Source organism: Streptococcus sp. ALY_211 (genome assembly GCF_058314555.1).
This window is the reverse complement of record NZ_JBZFUN010000010.1, coordinates 1-19,164: the sequence shown is the minus strand read 5'-3', so window position 1 is coordinate 19,164 and position 19,164 is coordinate 1. Positions and strand designations below refer to the sequence as shown.

Below are 19,164 nucleotides of genomic sequence, written 5' to 3'. Positions count from 1 at the left end.
GAATTCTAAATTAAAGAATATAATCTGCTACCCATTTTTTAAACTGGGTCATGAAATCAACTAATTGGTCCTGATTTTGCAAGTCTGTTAAAGGATAAACAAAAGTCTCCTTAGGTTTCTGAGCTTGTTTTTGCAAGAGAAAGATCGATTTTGCATTAGCCGCATGACCAAATAAATTATCTGGAAGAGTAATAACAGAAATAATATCTGCATAATTCTTGAGCCATTGCTTTAAGAGATCACTCTGGGGACTTGTCAAAAGATTCACTGGTGCTAAGAAAATAGCAAAACCATTTTTCTTAAGATATTTGAGAGACTGCTCCATTAATAAGTGATGAGCATATGTATGCTCTGTCTTAGAAGCAACCTGATAACGACTAGCAATCGCATCATCTGGATAATATCCAACCGGCAGATCACTAAGAATTACATCACTCTCTTTTAAAAGCTGAGGGCGCACAGCATCCTCTTGAACAAAGCCAACCTCCGTCCCCATAACATCAGCAATACTGGCAGACAAATCAATAAGTAGGTCATCGACTTCTAATCCTAGATAGTTCATTTTTTTCTGGCTGTTAACCACAAGAGTCTGCGCCAAATTCCCTGTCCCACTGCCAATTTCTAAAACATCAACTGTCTCTTCTACAGTCAGATTTTCCAAAAGAAATAATAAGATAAACCCAATGCTATCAGGTGTAAACTGGTGATTGGCTTGAAGGGGTTCGGTCTGAGCAGCCTTTATAAAAATGAATTGATAAGCCCGACGCCACTCTTCAGAAGTCAAATTCAAAGATTTTAAGGAAGCTATATTTGCAGACACTCTACTGTCTCTACTATCTTCATTCATATAATAGACATTATTCTCTATTAGAGCATCGTAAATATTAGTAGATAATCGATTTTGAATCAACTGTACATTCTCTAAAATGAGCTCGTAGGCCTGTTCTATTTTCTCAAAATTCATAATGCTATCATAACAGATTTACCTGAAAATAAAAACTCTCAAAACCTTCTGAACCACAATCAGCTAATCATCTGAAGAGGCTGAATCCTTATCCACTGTACCTTCTGATGAACTCGTCTCACTCCCACTCTGACTAGTACTAGAAGATTCCGTTGTCCTATCATCGTCCGATGAATCCGATGTCTGTTTCTCAGACCCTACTTCATCATTTTCTTTTTTAGAAGGCCTAGATCTCTGAGATTTTGATTTCTTGCTACCTTTTTTAACCTTTTGAGATTGTTTTGGAATTTGATCATCAAAATGATACTTCTCTCCTGACCCCAGAGTCACTTCAATATCAATATGATCACCTCTGCCTTCAATCTTTACTTGCCCACTATCAAAATAAAATTGTCGCTTATCTGGATCCTTTTCTAACTCTACTTTAGTCAACTGAGCGAGCACATAGGCTTCAGCATGATTTTCCATAGCCAAGTACTGTCTTTGGCTAGCTATCACCCGATCGAGATAAAACTGAAGAAGTAGAGAAAATATAGCTGCCATAAGTACCGCATAAATCAATACACCTGCTTTGACCCACCTCTTAGAAAGCATATATAAACGTCCTTTCCATACCTGAGTTAAACACTATAGTAATATGAACTATGGAACCACTCTGGCTAATACGGCTACTCTTAATCCTATAAATCATAGGCTGATACCCACGGCCATCAGCATTACTTTTCCTAAAATCTCCAGCCTTGGCTCGTCCGAACGCTAACTCTTGCTCCCCCTTCTTAACAAAGAGCTTATTATCAGAAACCTTAGTAAGTTGTGCAGATGCCAACTCCGAACGCATCTGCTGACAAAACAACAGCCACTCTTCCTCATCGTTACGACTGATATAGCTCACATTGCTACTGACAACAGTTGTCATAGCCTGATAAACAAGAATACTCCCAGAAATAATCAGTAAAGCTACCATACATTCAAGAAGAGTAAAGGCTCTGACTTTAACGTTTTGCAACATCTAACACCACCTTCCCACCTTCATAGACAGTAATACTGGTGTCAGATTGTTGAACAGTAACACTAATGCCATTTAATGTCAGATTTTCTCGCCTAGTTTGAACAGCCATTTGAGCTACATTTACAACTTCCTGACGACGTAGAAGAGTTGCCATTCTTTTTCTATCCTTATTCACTTCACTTAATACTAGACTAACAATCATAACTAAGACAGCTAAAGCTACCAGACTCTCTAAAAGGACATAAGCCCTAACTTTCTGTTTTTTTATAACGACCACTCCCTATATATAGTTGATAGGTGACAGAACCGTCTTGTGTCCGAAATTCTAACTTCTGCAAGGAAGAATTTCCTCCCTCTTCTGAAAAAACTACCCGATAGTCTTGAATGGGATGAACAGAATCAGGCAGCTCAATCTTAGCAACTCCATTAGAAACTTCTGTAGCAGTGACATTAAGACTGAGTTCTTTTTGCTGACTATGACTCAAGCGTTGAGTATCCTCATAAAGGTGCTCAAAAGACAAGAAAAACAATCGCTGCTGAATCCCCTTAAAAGTTCTCTGTACGCCTCCAGTAAAAGCCATCAAAATAAAACTAGTAATAGCCAAAACCAAAAGCGTCTCTAATAAGGTAAAAGCCCTAATTTGGGACATGACGTTTTTCTGAATGTTTCTTGTAATACTCATTATAAGAATCCGCCTGCTTCTGCGAGATATCACCGGACGCTACAAGTTTAGATACTGTAGCATCATCAGTATGATTCAGTTCATAAAGCTCTGCTTGACTTTCTACTACCTTAACAACAGCTGCTCCACCAGTATTTTTAGCTGAATCCTTTTGCTTAGCTAAATTTGGGACAAAAAGCAACAATAAAACACTAATAATCAATAAGACAACCAACATTTCAATCAGCGTAAAGGCCTTCACACGCGCCTTTTTCATCTGTGTAATAATCTTTTTCATCTAAAATTGAACCTCCATATTCTGATACATAGGCAATAACATAGCCGCATAAATCATGATAATTACAAGAGCTACTAATATAAACACCAGAGGCTGAATAATCTGAGTTGCTCTTGTCACCCTATAAAAGAAAGTTTCCCAGCTCTCCTGAGCGTAAACTTCAAGCTCATCCCCTAATTTGGACTTCACCTGACCGTACTCAATAATAAGACTCAACTCTTTAAGAAAGAAGGAATAATCTAAAACTTTATGATGGAACTCTTGACCTCTGACTAAGGCTTCCTGCATCTCCTTGCCAATCTCCCTGAATAATTGGGAGCGCTGCTTTTGCATAATCACAACGATCTGACTCATCTCAATCCCTTGGCCAATCAAATTTCCCCACTCTCTAGCATAATAAGCTGTAAGGTAGTCTCGAACAAAACTACCCAAAAAAGGAAAATGAGATATGCGACTATACCATCCCACCTTATCTGAAGACTTCCAATGAAGATAGGAAAGAAAAACCAAGACTAATAGCAGGATAAATAGACCCAAAAAGATAGTAGGAAAATGAGCAATCAGTGCGGCCGCTATATTTTCTTCCCCTAATTGCGGCAAGAGATAGCGCCTCATACCCAGCATAATTCCAACCAAAAACAGCAAAAGTATAATAGGATAAGTCGCTACTTCTAGCAGCTTCTTACGAACCGCTACAAGCTTTCCCAGATAAGACTCTATCTTAATCAGGGCTCCTTGGGTATTGCCGTGCACTTCTGATAAAGCTAGCTGAGTCACCACATTATCTGAAAATCCTAACCTCCCCATCATAATGGCTAAAGACTCACCCGATAACAAACTCTCACGCATCCTAGAAGTATAAATAGAGGGCAACAAGCCACTGCGCTCCAAAAAATCAACAATTTCTGTCAATGTAAAACCTGAACTCATTAAATTATTGAAGAGCTGAATCACTTTACGCTGACGATCAAGCGATAATTTTTTCGGTTTTTGCCTGTTCAGCAGTGATATATCCCGCTGCAAGAAGCTCATCAATCTGGTCATTCCACTCTTTGGCTGAGTGAGCTTCGAAGTTCTCCTTGGCAAAATCTAATACACCTCCTCCCCCTAATAAGCGCTGATAAATAATCCCTGTCAGACTATTTGCAAGCTCATCGGGCTTTACACCCAATTCCAACAATCTAGCATAAACACCCGGAATACTCTTAGCATGGACGGTTGAAAAAACTGTAATCCCTGTCAAACTAGCTCTAATAACAGCCTGAGCCGTCTGAGTATCACGAATTTCACCGATAATGAGAACATCCGGCCGATGACGAAGCGCTAATTTAATCAGACTATCATAAGTCATGTCGATACTAGGATTGAGCTGAAGCTGCAAGACACTATCCTGCTTAATCTCTACAGGATCCTCTATTGACATCACCTGAGCCTTCGGAAATTTTTGAGTCACTAACTCATACATCAAAGTCGTCTTACCAGAGCCAACAGGGCCAGAGAAAAGATAAAGCCCCCTTCCATTAATAATTGGTAATAAGCGATCTAATCCCTCAAACCAATAATGCAAAACTCGCTTTTGATCAAACAAAAGTCGAATGACTAAACTCTCACGCCCCTTATAATCACCAACAGTAGATAAGCGAAGAGATGCACTCTCACCATTATCCAATTCATAATCACAAGATCCAAGCTGACTGCGTCGCTTCTCACCGACGTTCATGCCAGCTAGAAATTTAAAATGGCTAATAAGACCACTAATTTGGTCAAACTCAAAATGATCAATAAATTTGCGATCATCATCAATTCTCATGTATATCTCATAGCCATCTGCTTTTGGAATAAAATAAATATCCTGGGCCTGACTCTCAACTGCTTGAGAAATGATACGTTTTCCAAATTTTTGAACCATCAGAATACCTCACCTCCTACTTATTTATCCGTAAAAAATTAAAAAAACCGAGAAATATTTCTCAGTTTTTATAATTCACCACGTTTCTTTTCATAGCCCGGTCGATAGGCTTCTTTAGGAAGACTGGCCCAATCTTTTAAAAGAGCAATGGAATAAAATTGCTGAAGATAATCCACACACTCCTCACACCAGCGCTGATCGTTTACATTCCAAAAGGCTGTCATCACACTACTTTTACTATTAAAGCTAGGATAACGCTCAAAGAGTCCATACCATTCTTGCTTATAATACTTTAGAGCATCATAAAACTTCTCAAACTCCCGCACTTCAACAATATCATCCTTCCAACCCTCTAAGAACCACCAGGGCTCCAAATCACCATACATTTTTATTACCTGATACATAGCCTACTTCCTTCGTTTAACAATGCCATTATATAGGATTTTAGGCATCTTGAAAAAAAATCTGCTTAGTTTTTACGAAAATAATGAGAGTGGGACAAAAATCAATAACTCGAAGAATGTGATTTCTCTGCGCTTTTTTTATTTCTAAGAGTTCTACTTGAAACAATCTAGAAGACCGTTTTAGGTAGGTTAGAAATAAGATAAACAAAGTTCATGAGATTAGATATTCAACCACTGAGCCTAGCAAATAAAAGTGACCAAATAAATAAGGCCGAGAACTTTTATCTCAGCCTCATGGGTAATCATAAATTTAAAGATCTTTCCTATAAGTAAGAAGTTCATCATCAGTAGCATAGACAAAGTGTCCTGGCGTCACTTCGCACATTTGTCGAGCTTGACCATCTCTTTCCGAGCTTGGGTCATAAACCAGAGGAACTCGGCGTCGCTCCTTTTCAGGATCTGGCTCAGGAATAGCAGATAATAATGATTTTGTATACGGATGAATAGGATTATTATAAACTTCATCAGCTGGACCAACTTCCAAAAGTTTGCCCCAGTGCATAACCCCAATACGATCAGAAATATACTTCACCATAGAAAGATCATGGGCAATAAAGAGGTAGGTTAATCCCTGTTCAGCTTGAAGCTTTTGCATCAGATTAACCACTTGTGCCTGGATAGAAACATCCAAGGCTGATATAGGCTCATCAGCAACAACAAACCTAGGATTGACAGCTAAAGCACGAGCAATGCCAATACGCTGCCTTTGCCCACCTGAAAATTCATGGGGGTAACGGGTCAAATGATCCTTATTCAATCCAACTAACTCAATCAGCTCCTCCACTTTTGCTTGACGTTCTGCTTTGGAATGTGTCAAATGATGAATATCGAGCCCTTCTGCAATAATATCTTGAATTTTCATACGGCTATTAAGACTAGCTTGGGGATCTTGAAAAATCATCTGTGAAGACTTACGAAACTCCTGAAGCTGCTGCCCTTTAAAATCAGATATTGATTGACCATCAAAACTAATCTGGCCACCATCAATATCGTAAAGCTTAAGAATCGAGCGTCCAATCGTTGTCTTACCAGAACCTGATTCACCAACTAAACCAAAAACTTCTCCCTCATAAATATCAAAACTCACATCATCAATAGCCTTGACTTGATTAGATTTCCCTTTATTGAAGGTTAAAGATACATTTCTGAGCTCAACCAATTTTCGTTTGCTTTGCGTCATTTACTAGCCTCCTTGATTTCTTGCCATTGCTCCCAACGTTTCTGAATAAAATCTGGTGGAGTTACCTTAGGAGCCCTCTCATCTAACAACCATGTCGCAGCATAATGTGTATCTGACACCTTAAACATAGGTGGTAGCTCCTCATGATCAATATCCAGTGCAAAAGCATTACGTGAGGCAAAAGCATCACCCTTTGGCGGATGAAGCAAGTCCGGAGGTGTTCCTGGAATAGCGTGCAGACTACCAGCTTTCGTATCCGTTGTTGGCATAGAGCCTAGAAGCCCCCACGTATAGGGGTGTTGAGGGTTATAGAAGACTTCATCAACCTGACCATATTCAACAATTTTACCAGCATACATCACTGCAACACGGTCCGCCATCCCAGCAACCACTCCTAAATCATGAGTAATAAAAACAATCGAACTATCTGTATCCTTTTGAATCTCCTTCATAAGTTTTAAAATTTGCGCTTGAATCGTCACGTCCAAAGCTGTTGTAGGCTCATCAGCAATGAGAATGGCAGGATTTGCAGCAAGGGCAATAGCAATAACCGCACGTTGACGCATCCCTCCTGACCATTGGTGTGGATAATCATGAGCATGCTCACGCGCCTCAGGAATACCAACCTTTTCCATCAAATCAATCACACGCTCAAACGCCTGATCATACTCTAGGTCTTCATCGTGAATCAGCATTGGCTCAGCAATTTGCTTCCAAATTTTCATCGTTGGATCAAGGCTTGTCATAGGATCTTGAAAGATCATAGCCACGTCATTACCACGAAGTTTTACCCACTCGCTCTCACCGATCTGATTCAGATCACGCCCTTTATAGATAATCTCGCCACTAACCTCAGCATTCTTAGCCGACAATCCCATAAGGGTACGAGTTGTGACCGATTTTCCAGAGCCAGACTCTCCCACAATAGCCAAAGTTTCACCCTTATAAAGCTCAAAATTGATATCTCTAATAGCTTTCACATCCCCAGCATAAGTATGGAAATTCACATGGAGATTTTTGACAGACAAAATTTTTTCTTTAGACATTTGATAAACCTCCTATTCCTCTACATTCAACTTGGGATCAAAAGCATCACGTAAGCCATCCCCCAAAAGGATAAAGGCCAGCGAGATGACAACCAGAGCAAAAGCAGGTAGCAAGAGTTGATAAGGATAATATTGTAGGTATTCTTGAGCATCCGTGATCAATGACCCTAATGACGCTGTCGGTGGCTTAACCCCAAGGTTTATCGCAGATAAAACTGCCTCATACATAATAGCACTAGGGACAGTCATCATAATTTGCACGATAATAATCCCTGAGATATTAGGCAAAATATGCTTAAAAGCAATTTTCAAAGGGCGTTCTCCCAAAGCCTTAGAGGCTAACACAAAATCACGCTCCTTATAAGATAAGGTCATATTACGCACCTGACGAGCCATCGCTGTCCAGCCAACAATCGCAATCGAAATGATAATAGACATTACCCCATTGCCCAGCAATAGCCCTAGCATCGTTACAATAACCAAATTAGGAATAGAGGAAATCACCTCAATAATCCGCTGCATAACCGTATCCAATCGACCACCGATATAACCAGATATCAAACCATAAGTGACACCAATGATAAGGTCGATTAAAGTGGCTACAACAGCAATTAAAATTGAAATACGAACACCAACAATAACACGCTTAGCCACACTACGACCAAGATTATCCGTCCCTAAGATAAATTGCTCACCTTTGGGAACCTCTTGCTCCTTGTAGACATCCACTTTTTTATCTGTACCAGCAAACTTGATCTTACCATTCCAGAAAGGAAGTCCTTCACTCAATTTTGGCGGCAAGTTGCGATAAGTTGTAACTTTATCACTATTAAAGTTATTGGCATCTTCTTTGCTGACCACTGCCGTCGAAAGTAGTGACAAAATAATAATAGCAGCCAAAAACCAAAGAGCAACAAAAGCCAGTCTATTCTTTTTTAACCGTCGCCAAGCATCCTGCATAAATGACAGAGTCGGTTTTTGAATTTTCTCTTGCGAAGCCGTACTACCAGCTCCGACAAGTTTAAAGCGTCTTGTATCTTCCATAGCAACCTTCCTTACTGTAAGCGTACACGAGGGTCTATCAGGCTACTGATAATATCTGTCACTAAGATAGCAACCATCAACATCAGCGCATAGACAATCGTTGTCCCCATAATAACAGGATAGTCCTTAGTAGGGATCGAACTGACAAACTGCTGACCAATCCCAGGAATAGAAAAAATTTGCTCGATCAGGGCAGATCCTGTCAAGATATTAGCGGCCAAAGGACCAACCAATGTTAAAACAGGAATCATAGAATTTCGATAAGCATGGTTAGCCGTGACCTCAGGTGAACTTAGTCCCTTGGCACGCGCCAACTGAATATAATCCGTATTGAGGGTTTCAATCATCTCACTACGGAAAAAACGAGTTACCTGTGCAAAGACTGGAATAGCCAAAGCTAAAGTTGGCAAAATACTTTGACTAAAGCTTCCCCAACCAACTAGTGGCAAAAGATTCCATTTAAATCCCAGATAATCCAGCAAGAAAAGCCCCACAATGAAGGAAGGAATAGAAATTCCCAAGGTCGAAAGCACACTGAGTACACCATCAATCCAGTTATTCTTATTGCGAGCAGAGACAGCGCCAACAAAAAGTCCAGCCACAATACCGACTACTAGTGCTTGAATCCCTAGTTGAGCTGACACAGCCAAACGCTGACCAATCATAGTTGACACAGACTGGTTGACAGAAGAATAACTGGTCCCAAGATCACCTTGGACAATATTGCCAAGATAAGTCAAATATTGCTGCCAAACTGGTTTATCCAAACCATATTGCTTATTCATCATTGCAATCATTTCATCCGTCAATTTAGGATTATTGTAGGGAGTTCCCGGCAACACCTGCATGAGGAAAAATGATAAGGTAATGACTACCCAAAGGGTAACCACCAAGATCATTAAACGTTTTAATAAATATTTCACCATAATATTGTTTCCTTTACATCCAGCGCCACACCATTAACACACTACTGCTTATAAGCGTAGGTGAAATCAGTGTAAAGACCTGTAGCATTTCTTACCAATCCTTTGATCTTAGGATTTTGCAAAGCCCTATTAGAGCGGAAGTAAACCGGATTAAAGAGTGCCTCATCATACAAAGCTTTCTCAGCAGCCTTATAATCCTTAGCACCTGCCTGAGGATCAAGCGCATCCGTTGTTAAAGCCTTTTTATAAGCTGCATCGTAAGCCTTGCTAGAAAATTTACCATAGTTATAAGCTGAGTCTGTCGTGAAAAGTCCATAGAAAGTAGATCCCTCAGGATAATCACCACCCCACAGCACAAAAGCCACATCAAAATTTTGATTCTTAGTATCATCCAGACGTTGTTTGAAAGTCACAAATTTTTCTTCAACAGTGAGACCCGGTAAGGCTTTTTCCCAAGTTTCCTTGGTGTAATCAACCGCAGCCTTTCTATCTGGCTGATCTGAATCCGCCGTGATAGTCAGGGTTAAAGATGTAAGGCCTTCTTCTTTTAAGCCTTCCTTGAAAAGCTTAGCAGCTTTTTTCGCATCATAAGTGTAACCAGGTTCTACAGAAGCCGTCAAATCAGTCCCATCTGGTAATTTCTGCATTCCCTTAGGAACCAAGGCCGTAGCCGGTTCCGAACCCGTATCAGTTGCTGCCTTGACAGTGCCTGGACGATTAGTTGCAAGATTTAAAGCCTGACGAATTTTTTTATTAGTCAGTCCCTTGACTTCACCAGTCATATTGTAAACCATATAGACAGTAGTTGCTTCTGGTATTTTTATAACATCCTTTCGATACCTATTAGCTGCATACATAGCAGAAGTCGCAGAAATATCTGCCCAATCTAGATCTCCCTGCCTGTACATCTGCACAGCTGTATCTGGCTTTTTAACTGTTTGGACATTGACAAGATCAGTTTTAACATGCTTAGCATCCCAATAGTACTTATTTTTGACTAGCTGATAGTCGCCATTACTACCATTCCAACCTTTAACAGTGTAAGGCCCCGAATAAAGCATTTGCTGAGAATTAGTCGCATACTTTTTCCCAGATTTCTTAACAAAAGCTTCCTTTTGAGGAACAAAGTTAGAAAAGGACAACAAGCTCTTAAACTGAGGTGCCGGATCAGAGAGATGGAAAATCACCTGATTTCCCCTTGCTTCCACTCCCAAGTCTGATACAGGCTTTTTCCCACCAATAATATCTTCAGCATTTAAAACATGAGCATCACTCGCCAAGTAAGCATACTCCGATGCCGTCTTAGGATCGACCATACGCTGCCAAGAATAAACGATATCTTTAGCAGTCAACTCAGAGCCATCTGACCATTTTAGATGGTCTCGCATAGTGACAGTATAAGTCTTTCCATCCTTAGAAACCTCAAGATTCTTAGCAAGATCATACTTGAGATCCCCATTTTTATTAACACGTAGCAAGTTGCTACCTGAGTTCCCGATAGCCATAGCAGAATACCGGTCTGTATTCTTAGACGCATCGAGTGTAATCATCTCTGTCGGTGTATACCAGTTGATTTCATGATTCTTTGAATTACCTTTATTGGCCTGATAAACCCCAATACCGCCAGCTGCTACTACCAATGCTGCAAGACCGATCCACTTAGCATTTTTGCGCAGCTTATTTCTGATTTTTCTTTTGATTAAAACCATAAAAACCCCTTCTCATTACCAAATCCGGCCTCAATAATAAAACGACAGAAAATTCGGTAAATTTTTCAAACTCAACCATCAAGAGTTGGCTAAATTTCATTGTAGCACTCTGTTAGAATATTGTAAATAACGTTTTCATAATGACAAACTTTTAATAATTTCACAATCAAAATATAATAGCAAAAAACAAAAAAATCTCTCCCGAATTTAGGAGAGATTTTCATATTCAAAGCTTACTCACTAATTGGAGCAACTTCAGCCGTCTCAAGGATAGGCTCCTCGATAACTTCAACAGTATTAACAGCTTGAGGTTCAATATTGCGGTAACGTTGCATACCTGTACCAGCAGGAATAATCTTACCAATAATGACATTTTCTTTAAGACCAAGAAGGTGATCCTTCTTACCGCGAATAGCAGCATCGGTAAGGACACGAGTCGTTTCTTGGAAGGATGCAGCAGACAAGAATGAATTTGTCTCAAGCGAAGCCTTAGTAATTCCCATAAGGACAGGACGGCTGGTTGCAGGAATACCGCCAGCAATGACGATATCCTTATTAGCATCTGTGAAATCAGCAATGTCCATTAGAGTACCTGGAAGGAGATCTGTATCTCCTGGATCCATGATACGAACCTTACGCAGCATTTGGCGAACCATAACTTCGACGTGCTTATCACCGATTTCCACCCCTTGGCTACGGTAAACTTTTTGAACTTCAGCCAAGAGATAAGTCTCAACAGATAAGGTATCACGCACTTCGAGCAAGTGCTTAGGTTGGATTGACCCCTCAGTAAGAGCGTCCCCACGAGAAATCTCATCTCCAACAGCTACCTTCATACGGGCAGTAAATGGTACAACGTACTCACCCTTACCAGTCTTACCTTCAACGTAAACCTTCTTAGTACGTGTCGATGCATCTTCCTCGATATCCGTTACACGGCCTTTGACATCAGTGATAACCGCTTCCCCTTTAGGATTACGTGCTTCAAAGATTTCTTGAATACGTGGCAAACCTTGAGTAATGTCAGTATTTGACGCAACACCACCCGTGTGGAAAGTACGCATAGTCAACTGAGTACCTGGTTCACCGATAGATTGAGCAGCAACAGTACCTACAGCCTCACCAACTTCAACGGCATCACCAGTTGCTAGGTTGATACCATAACAGTGACGGCAGACACCGTGACGTGTATTACATGTAAAGACCGAACGAATAGTGACTTCCTCAACACCAGCTTTAGCAATATCTGCAGCCATGTTTTCAGTAATCAAAGTATCTGGCTTAACGATAACTTCACCTGTTTCAGGATGCTTAACTGATTTCTTAGTATAACGTCCGATAAGACGCTCTTCTAAGGTTTCAGTAATTTCCTTACCATCAGTGATTGCACGAATAGTCAATCCACGATCAGTACCACAGTCATCCTCACGGATAATAACATCTTGGGCAACATCAACCAAACGACGAGTTAGATATCCAGAGTCGGCCGTCTTAAGGGCTGTATCGGTCATACCCTTACGAGCACCGTGGGTTGAGAAGAACATTTCCAGCACAGACAAACCTTCACGGAAGTTAGACAAGATAGGCAATTCCATGATACGTCCATTAGGCGCCGCCATCAGACCACGCATACCAGCCAATTGAGAGAAGTTTGAGATGTTACCACGCGCTCCTGAGTCCATCATCATAACAATAGGGTTCTTAGGATCTTGTGTTTCGATCAAACGTTTTTCTAACTCTTCCTTAGCTTCACGCCAAGTATTGGTAACAGCTGTATAGCGATCATCATCTGTCATCAAACCACGACGGAAAGCCTTATTAATTTGTTCAACCTTATTATGCGCTTGTGCAATAATATCTTGCTTGTTGCTAATAACAGGAATATCAGCAATACCCACCGTTAAACCAGCCAATGTTGAGTGGTAGTAGCCAAGATCTTTCAAGCGGTCAAGGAAGGCAGACGTTTCCGTCGTGCGCAAACGCTTGAAAGTCTCTGCAATGATATTACCCAGATTCTTCTTCTTGAAGGGAACATTGAGTTCCAAAGCCTCAATAGCAGGCTTAATATCCGAACCAAGTTCCAGGAAATACTTATCTGGCGTCTTATCTGTCAGATTAGCATTGGTTGGCTCATTCAAATATGGTAATTCTGCAGGCATGATGTCATTGAAAAGAATCTTACCTACTGTGGTGATCATTACCTTGTGTTTTTGATCTTCTGTCCAAGGCTTTTCAGGCATACTATCAGTTGCAATACCTACACGAGTATGCAAGTGAGCATAGCCATTACGGTAAGCCATGATCGCTTCATCCTTGTCCTTGAAGACCATACCTTCACCTTCACGACCAGCATCTTCCATAGTCAAGTAATAGTTACCCAAAACCATATCTTGAGATGGGGTAACGACTGGCTTACCATCCTTAGGATTGAGGATATGCTCTGCTGCAAGCATCAAAAGACGAGCTTCTGCTTGAGCTTCTTCTGACAACGGTACGTGGATAGCCATTTGGTCACCGTCAAAGTCGGCATTGTAGGCTTCACACACTAATGGGTGAAGACGCAAAGCTTTACCATCAATAAGAACTGGTTCAAAGGCTTGGATACCTAAACGGTGAAGGGTAGGTGCGCGGTTAAGGAGAACTGGGTGTTCTTTAATGACATCTTCAAGAATATCCCAGATACGTTCATCGCCACGCTCAACCATACGTTTAGCAGCTTTAACGTTACCCGCATAATCACGTGCCACAATTTCACGCATCACAAATGGCTTAAAGAGTTCAATAGCCATCTCACGTGGCACACCACACTGATACATCTTAAGAGTTGGACCAACGGCAATAACAGAACGTCCAGAGAAGTCAACACGTTTACCAAGCAAGTTTTGGCGGAAACGTCCTTGTTTACCTTTGAGCATGTGGCTCAATGATTTCAATGGACGGCTTCCTGGTCCAGTAATTGGACGACCACGACGACCGTTATCAATAAGAGCATCAACCGCTTCTTGTAGCATACGTTTTTCATTTTGCACGATGATACCAGGTGCATTCAATTCAAGCAAACGAGCCAAACGATTATTACGGTTAATGACACGACGGTAAAGGTCATTCAAATCAGAAGCCGCAAAACGTCCACCATCCAATTGGACCATAGGACGAAGATCCGGTGGAATAACAGGAAGGATATTAAGAACCATCCACTCTGGCTTATTACCCGATTTATAGAAAGCATCCAAAACATCCAAACGGCGAATAGCCTTAATACGTTTTTGACCAGAAGCTGTTTTTAGCTCTTCCTTGAGCTCAGCGATTTCAGATTCAAGGTCAACTTGCTTTAAGAGATCTTGGATAGCTTCTGCACCCATTTTAGCTACAAATGAGCCGTAACCGTACTCTTGAAGTTTTTCACGGTACTCACGCTCAGTCAAAATAGACTTAGGTTCCAGTGGTGTATCTTTTGGATCAATAACCACATAAGCCGCAAAATAGATAACTTCTTCTAAAGCACGAGGACTCATATCCAAAGTCAATCCCATACGAGACGGGATCCCTTTGAAGTACCAGATATGAGAGACAGGAGCTTTCAATTCGATATGACCCATACGTTCACGACGAACCTTAGCACGCGTGACCTCAACACCACAACGGTCACAGACGATTCCTTTATAGCGGATACGTTTGTACTTACCACAAGCACATTCCCAGTCTTTTGTTGGTCCAAAGATTACTTCATCAAAGAGACCTTCTCGTTCTGGTTTGAGCGTACGATAGTTGATTGTTTCAGGTTTTTTAACTTCCCCATAAGACCATGAACGGACCTTATTTGGTGAAGCTAAAGTGATTTGCATACTTTTAAATCGATTTACGTCAACCACTTATTTTGCCTTTCTATTAATAGTGCTATCAATCTAATAAGATTGATCCGTGAGTCAGATACCCACTATTACTCTTGTGAACTTTCCTGAGCTTGAGCAGCGGCCTCTGCAGCTTGTCTTTGACGAGCTCTTTCAAGATCATCAACATGCATAACATCATCATCTTCGCCTTCATCAAGATCACGAAGTTCTACTTCATTATCATCTTCGTCAAGCACACGCATGTCAAGACCAAGTGATTGCAGCTCCTTAACCAAAACTCGGAATGATTCAGGTACACCTGGTTTTGGAATTGGTTTACCCTTGGTAATCGCTTCATAGGCCTTAAGACGACCAGTCACATCATCTGACTTGTACGTCAAAATTTCTTGAAGAACATTGGAAGCACCATAAGCCTCTAGGGCCCAAACTTCCATTTCCCCAAAACGTTGACCACCAAACTGAGCTTTACCACCAAGAGGTTGTTGGGTAACGAGTGAGTAAGGACCTGTTGAGCGAGCGTGAAGCTTATCATCAACCATGTGGTGAAGCTTAATCATGTACATGACACCTACAGAAACTCGATTATCAAACGGTTCACCTGTACGACCATCATAAAGAACAGTCTTGGCATCACTTGCCATACCAGCTTCTTCAACAGTTTCCCAGAGATCTTCGGAAGTTGCTCCGTCAAAGACTGGTGTAGCCATGTGAATGCCAAGATTACGTGCAGCCATACCCAAGTGAAGCTCCATAACTTGCCCGATATTCATACGTGATGGCACCCCAAGTGGATTCAGCATGATATCAACCGGCGTACCATCCGGAAGATAAGGCATATCTTCCACTGGAACAATACGTGAAACGACACCCTTGTTACCGTGACGACCGGCCATCTTATCTCCAACCTTGATCTTACGTTTTTGAGCGATGTAGACACGCACCAGCATATTAACGCCCGATTGCAATTCATCACCATTTGCTCGTGTAAAGATCTTAACATCACGAACAATACCCTCACCACCATGCGGTACACGAAGGGAAGTATCACGCACTTCACGTGACTTATCCCCAAAGATAGCATGCAGGAGGCGCTCCTCTGCAGAAAGGTCTTTTTCACCCTTAGGTGTCACCTTGCCGACTAGGATATCTCCTTCTTTTACTTCAGCACCAATGCGGATGATCCCCATTTCATCAAGATCTTTAAGCGCTTCTTCACCGACATTTGGAATTTCACGAGTGATTTCTTCAGGGCCTAACTTGGTATCACGAGTTTCTGATTCAAATTCTTCTAAGTGTACAGAAGTGTAGACATCTTCTTTAACTAAACGCTCAGACATGATAACAGCATCCTCAAAGTTATACCCTTCCCAGGTCATGTAAGCGACGACAGGGTTTTGCCCGAGAGCCATTTCTCCGCCTTCCATAGACGGACCATCAGCGATAAAGTCTCCTTTTTCAACTTGATCACCAACCTTAACCAAAGTTCGTTGGTTATAGGCAGTTCCTGAGTTAGAACGACGGAACTTAGTGATATGGTAAACATCTAATGATCCATCTTCACGACGCACTTCAACTTTTTCAGCATCTGAGAAAGTTACACGACCGTCATGCTTAGCAATAACAGCTGCACCTGAGTCATGAGCTGCTTGATACTCCATACCCGTACCAACATAAGGTGCCTTTGGATCAATCAATGGAACAGCCTGACGTTGCATGTTTGCCCCCATAAGAGCACGGTTGGAGTCATCGTTTTCCAAGAATGGAATACATGCCGTTGCAACTGCAACAACCTGTTTAGGAGACACATCTACAAACTCAACGCTACTTGCTGGAAATTCTTGGTTGTTACCTTGATGGCGTCCCATGACAATTTCTTCAGCAAAAGTACCATCTTCATTAAGCTTGGAGTTTGCTTGAGCAACTGTATACTCATCTTCTTCATCAGCAGTCAGCCAAACAATTTCATTGGTCACCTTACCAGTCGTACGATCCACCTTACGATACGGCGTTTGGATAAAGCCATACTTGTTCAAATGTCCATATGAAGACAAGTTATTAATCAACCCGATGTTAGGACCTTCAGGAGTTTCAATTGGACACATACGGCCGTAGTGAGTATAGTGCACGTCACGAACTTCATAGCCCGCACGATCACGTGTCAAGCCACCAGGCCCAAGGGCTGACAAACGACGTTTATGAGATAGCTCTGACAGTGGGTTGTGTTGGTCCATGAACTGTGACAACTGAGAAGAACCAAAGAATTCTTTAACTGCAGCTGTAACTGGACGAATATTGATGATTTGCTGCGGTGTCAAGACATCATTGTCCTGAACAGACATACGTTCACGAACATTACGTTCCATACGTGTCAATCCAATACGGAATTGGTTGGCCAACAGCTCACCAACAGCACGGATACGACGGTTACCCAAATGATCGATGTCATCAACCTTACCAAGACCTTCGGCCAAGTTGAGGAAATAAGACATTTCAGCCAAGATATCTGCTGGTGTGAGAGCACGAACCTTATCATCTGGGCTGGCATTACCAACGATAGTAACCACACGATCAGGATCAACCGGTGAGACCACCTTAAATTTTTGAAGGACCACTGGTTCAGTCACAACCGCATAATCATTAGGTGTGTAGATAAAGCTATTCAAACCATTATCGATTTGGTCTGAAATAGAATCAATGACATCACGAGTCATTTCTGTACCGGCTTCAACAAGAATTTCACCTGTTTCACCATCTACTAAATTTTCAGCCAAGACTTGATTCAAAAGACGTGTTTTAACACTGAGTTTCTTATTGATCTTGTAGCGACCAACCGCTGCCAAATCATAACGACGCGGATCAAAGAAACGAGCTGTCAACAAGCTACGTGAACTATCCGCTGTCTTGGGCTCACCAGGACGAAGACGCTCATAAATTTCTTTAAGTGCCTCATCAGTACGTGAATCAGCAGGATTTTTATGAATATCTTTTTCGATAGTATTACGAACAAGATCACTGTCTCCAAAGATATCAATAATTTCATCATCACCTGAGAAACCAAGCGCACGTACTAAGGTTGTAAATGGAATCTTACGTGTCCGATCGATACGTGTATAAGCAATATCTTTAGAATCTGTTTCCAATTCTAACCAAGCCCCACGGTTAGGAATAACCGTTGAACCGTAGCCAACCTTACCATTTTTATCAACTTTATCATTGAAATAGACGCCTGGAGAACGCACCAACTGAGAAACGATAATCCGTTCACCACCATTGATGATAAAAGTTCCCATTTCTGTCATAATTGGGAAATCACCAAAGAAAACTTCCTGAGTTTTGATCTCACCTGTTTCTTTATTGATCAAACGGAAGGTTACAAAGATAGGCGCTGAGTATGAAGCATCATGGATACGCGCTTCCTCCAAGGTGTATTTAGGCTCCTTCAACTCATAACCTACAAATTCCAACTCCATAGTATCTGTAAAGTTAGAGATTGGAAGCACATCCTCAAACACTTCTTTCAAACCATTATCCAAAAAATCTTGGAACGAATCCGTCTGAATTTCAATCAGATTTGGTAAGTCAAGAACTTCTTTGATTCTAGAAAAACTACGACGGGTGCGATGCTTCCCGTACTGAACGTCATGTCCTGCCAAGTTTCTATCTCCTTCATGTAAAATACAATGATTGCCTTTCCACTTCTTTTAAGGAAAGCAGAGACAATCGAAGCGATCGGTTAAATATTTATCGACAGATACTTTTGTGATTTTTTAGAATTTTTATTTTTTGATTACAAATCAGAAAAAATCCTAATTTTAGGCACAAAAAGAGCAGCTAAATCCGACTAAAATCGTTTGATCTAACTGCTGTATCTCTTGATTGGACAATATTTCAATCAAGTTAGACGACAAATAGTTGTCTATATTATACCTGAAAACATCTAAAAAGGCAAGTACATTAGCGCTTGGTAACTGATTTCTATCATTCGAAAATGATAATGTCTTAGCTAGGTCGAATGTGAAAATGTCCCGTCTGGTAAACTAGAAAGATGAGGAAAATAGAACTAACTATGATAGAGTCAAAGAAATACCTAGTCATCAAA

General features: G+C 41.1%; 16 protein-coding genes. All 16 read right to left on the bottom strand.

Annotation, left to right across the window (positions count from 1 at the left end):
* Positions 1-10: 10 nt before the first annotated feature.
* A complete protein-coding gene (locus tag AC4HAJ_RS07580; RefSeq protein ID WP_491079569.1) occupies positions 11-964 on the bottom strand; it encodes a class I SAM-dependent methyltransferase in 954 nt (317 codons plus the stop codon).
* Between the two features lie 63 nt (positions 965-1,027).
* On the bottom strand, positions 1,028-1,558 hold the full coding sequence (gene comGG, locus AC4HAJ_RS07575; protein WP_491079568.1) for a competence type IV pilus minor pilin ComGG: 531 nt from the start codon (positions 1,556-1,558) through the stop codon (positions 1,028-1,030).
* A complete protein-coding gene (gene comGF, locus AC4HAJ_RS07570; protein ID WP_491079567.1) occupies positions 1,548-1,973 on the bottom strand; it encodes a competence type IV pilus minor pilin ComGF in 426 nt (141 codons plus the stop codon). Before comGF ends, comGG begins: the two co-directional genes overlap by 11 nt.
* Positions 1,957-2,250, bottom strand: coding sequence for a competence type IV pilus minor pilin ComGE (comGE, locus tag AC4HAJ_RS07565; protein ID WP_491079566.1), 294 nt, complete (start codon positions 2,248-2,250; stop codon positions 1,957-1,959). The genes comGF and comGE overlap by 17 nt, the downstream gene beginning before the upstream one ends.
* Positions 2,222-2,623, bottom strand: a complete 402-nt coding sequence (gene comGD / locus AC4HAJ_RS07560) for a competence type IV pilus minor pilin ComGD (RefSeq protein ID WP_491079565.1) — start codon at positions 2,621-2,623, stop codon at positions 2,222-2,224. The genes comGE and comGD overlap by 29 nt, the downstream gene beginning before the upstream one ends.
* Positions 2,610-2,933, bottom strand: coding sequence for a competence type IV pilus major pilin ComGC (gene comGC, locus AC4HAJ_RS07555; protein WP_491079564.1), 324 nt, complete (start codon positions 2,931-2,933; stop codon positions 2,610-2,612). The genes comGD and comGC overlap by 14 nt, the downstream gene beginning before the upstream one ends.
* A complete protein-coding gene (comGB, locus tag AC4HAJ_RS07550) occupies positions 2,934-3,977 on the bottom strand; it encodes a competence type IV pilus assembly protein ComGB (RefSeq protein WP_491079563.1) in 1,044 nt (347 codons plus the stop codon).
* Entirely contained in the window at positions 3,901-4,842 is a 942-nt protein-coding gene (comGA, locus tag AC4HAJ_RS07545; protein ID WP_491079562.1) for a competence type IV pilus ATPase ComGA, read from the bottom strand. Before comGA ends, comGB begins: the two co-directional genes overlap by 77 nt.
* Before the next feature lie 68 nt (positions 4,843-4,910).
* A complete protein-coding gene (locus tag AC4HAJ_RS07540) occupies positions 4,911-5,246 on the bottom strand; it encodes a DUF1033 family protein (RefSeq protein ID WP_491079561.1) in 336 nt (111 codons plus the stop codon).
* A 310-nt stretch (positions 5,247-5,556) separates the two neighbouring features.
* The gene (locus AC4HAJ_RS07535) at positions 5,557-6,486 is read right to left on the bottom strand and encodes an ABC transporter ATP-binding protein (protein WP_491079560.1); all 930 of its coding nucleotides are present in this window, start codon (positions 6,484-6,486) and stop codon (positions 5,557-5,559) included.
* A complete protein-coding gene (locus AC4HAJ_RS07530; RefSeq protein ID WP_491079559.1) occupies positions 6,483-7,532 on the bottom strand; it encodes an ABC transporter ATP-binding protein in 1,050 nt (349 codons plus the stop codon). Before AC4HAJ_RS07530 ends, AC4HAJ_RS07535 begins: the two co-directional genes overlap by 4 nt.
* Before the next feature lie 12 nt (positions 7,533-7,544).
* Positions 7,545-8,576: an ABC transporter permease gene (locus AC4HAJ_RS07525; protein ID WP_491079558.1), complete on the bottom strand. Its 1,032-nt coding sequence runs from the start codon at positions 8,574-8,576 to the stop codon at positions 7,545-7,547.
* Between the two features lie 11 nt (positions 8,577-8,587).
* A complete protein-coding gene (locus AC4HAJ_RS07520) occupies positions 8,588-9,502 on the bottom strand; it encodes an ABC transporter permease (protein ID WP_491079557.1) in 915 nt (304 codons plus the stop codon).
* Between the two features lie 41 nt (positions 9,503-9,543).
* Positions 9,544-11,211: a peptide ABC transporter substrate-binding protein gene (locus AC4HAJ_RS07515; protein ID WP_491079556.1), complete on the bottom strand. Its 1,668-nt coding sequence runs from the start codon at positions 11,209-11,211 to the stop codon at positions 9,544-9,546.
* A gap of 233 nt (positions 11,212-11,444) precedes the next feature.
* Positions 11,445-15,083, bottom strand: coding sequence for a DNA-directed RNA polymerase subunit beta' (gene rpoC, locus AC4HAJ_RS07510; protein ID WP_491079555.1), 3,639 nt, complete (start codon positions 15,081-15,083; stop codon positions 11,445-11,447).
* A 68-nt stretch (positions 15,084-15,151) separates the two neighbouring features.
* Positions 15,152-18,718, bottom strand: a complete 3,567-nt coding sequence (rpoB, locus tag AC4HAJ_RS07505) for a DNA-directed RNA polymerase subunit beta (RefSeq protein ID WP_491079554.1) — start codon at positions 18,716-18,718, stop codon at positions 15,152-15,154.
* Between the last annotated feature and the right edge of the window lie 446 nt (positions 18,719-19,164).

Coding starts and splice junctions, on each gene's coding strand:
- comGF (WP_491079567.1), bottom strand. CDS start 1,973: ATGTTGCAAAACGTTAAAGTCAGAGCCTTTACTCTTCTTGAATGTATG.
- comGA (WP_491079562.1), bottom strand. CDS start 4,842: ATGGTTCAAAAATTTGGAAAACGTATCATTTCTCAAGCAGTTGAGAGT.
- comGB (WP_491079563.1), bottom strand. CDS start 3,977: ATGACCAGATTGATGAGCTTCTTGCAGCGGGATATATCACTGCTGAAC.
- AC4HAJ_RS07530 (WP_491079559.1), bottom strand. CDS start 7,532: ATGTCTAAAGAAAAAATTTTGTCTGTCAAAAATCTCCATGTGAATTTC.
- comGG (WP_491079568.1), bottom strand. CDS start 1,558: ATGCTTTCTAAGAGGTGGGTCAAAGCAGGTGTATTGATTTATGCGGTA.
- AC4HAJ_RS07525 (WP_491079558.1), bottom strand. CDS start 8,576: ATGGAAGATACAAGACGCTTTAAACTTGTCGGAGCTGGTAGTACGGCT.
- AC4HAJ_RS07540 (WP_491079561.1), bottom strand. CDS start 5,246: ATGTATCAGGTAATAAAAATGTATGGTGATTTGGAGCCCTGGTGGTTC.
- comGD (WP_491079565.1), bottom strand. CDS start 2,623: ATGTCCCAAATTAGGGCTTTTACCTTATTAGAGACGCTTTTGGTTTTG.
- AC4HAJ_RS07535 (WP_491079560.1), bottom strand. CDS start 6,486: ATGACGCAAAGCAAACGAAAATTGGTTGAGCTCAGAAATGTATCTTTA.
- AC4HAJ_RS07520 (WP_491079557.1), bottom strand. CDS start 9,502: ATGGTGAAATATTTATTAAAACGTTTAATGATCTTGGTGGTTACCCTT.
- AC4HAJ_RS07580 (WP_491079569.1), bottom strand. CDS start 964: ATGAATTTTGAGAAAATAGAACAGGCCTACGAGCTCATTTTAGAGAAT.
- comGC (WP_491079564.1), bottom strand. CDS start 2,933: ATGAAAAAGATTATTACACAGATGAAAAAGGCGCGTGTGAAGGCCTTT.
- AC4HAJ_RS07515 (WP_491079556.1), bottom strand. CDS start 11,211: ATGGTTTTAATCAAAAGAAAAATCAGAAATAAGCTGCGCAAAAATGCT.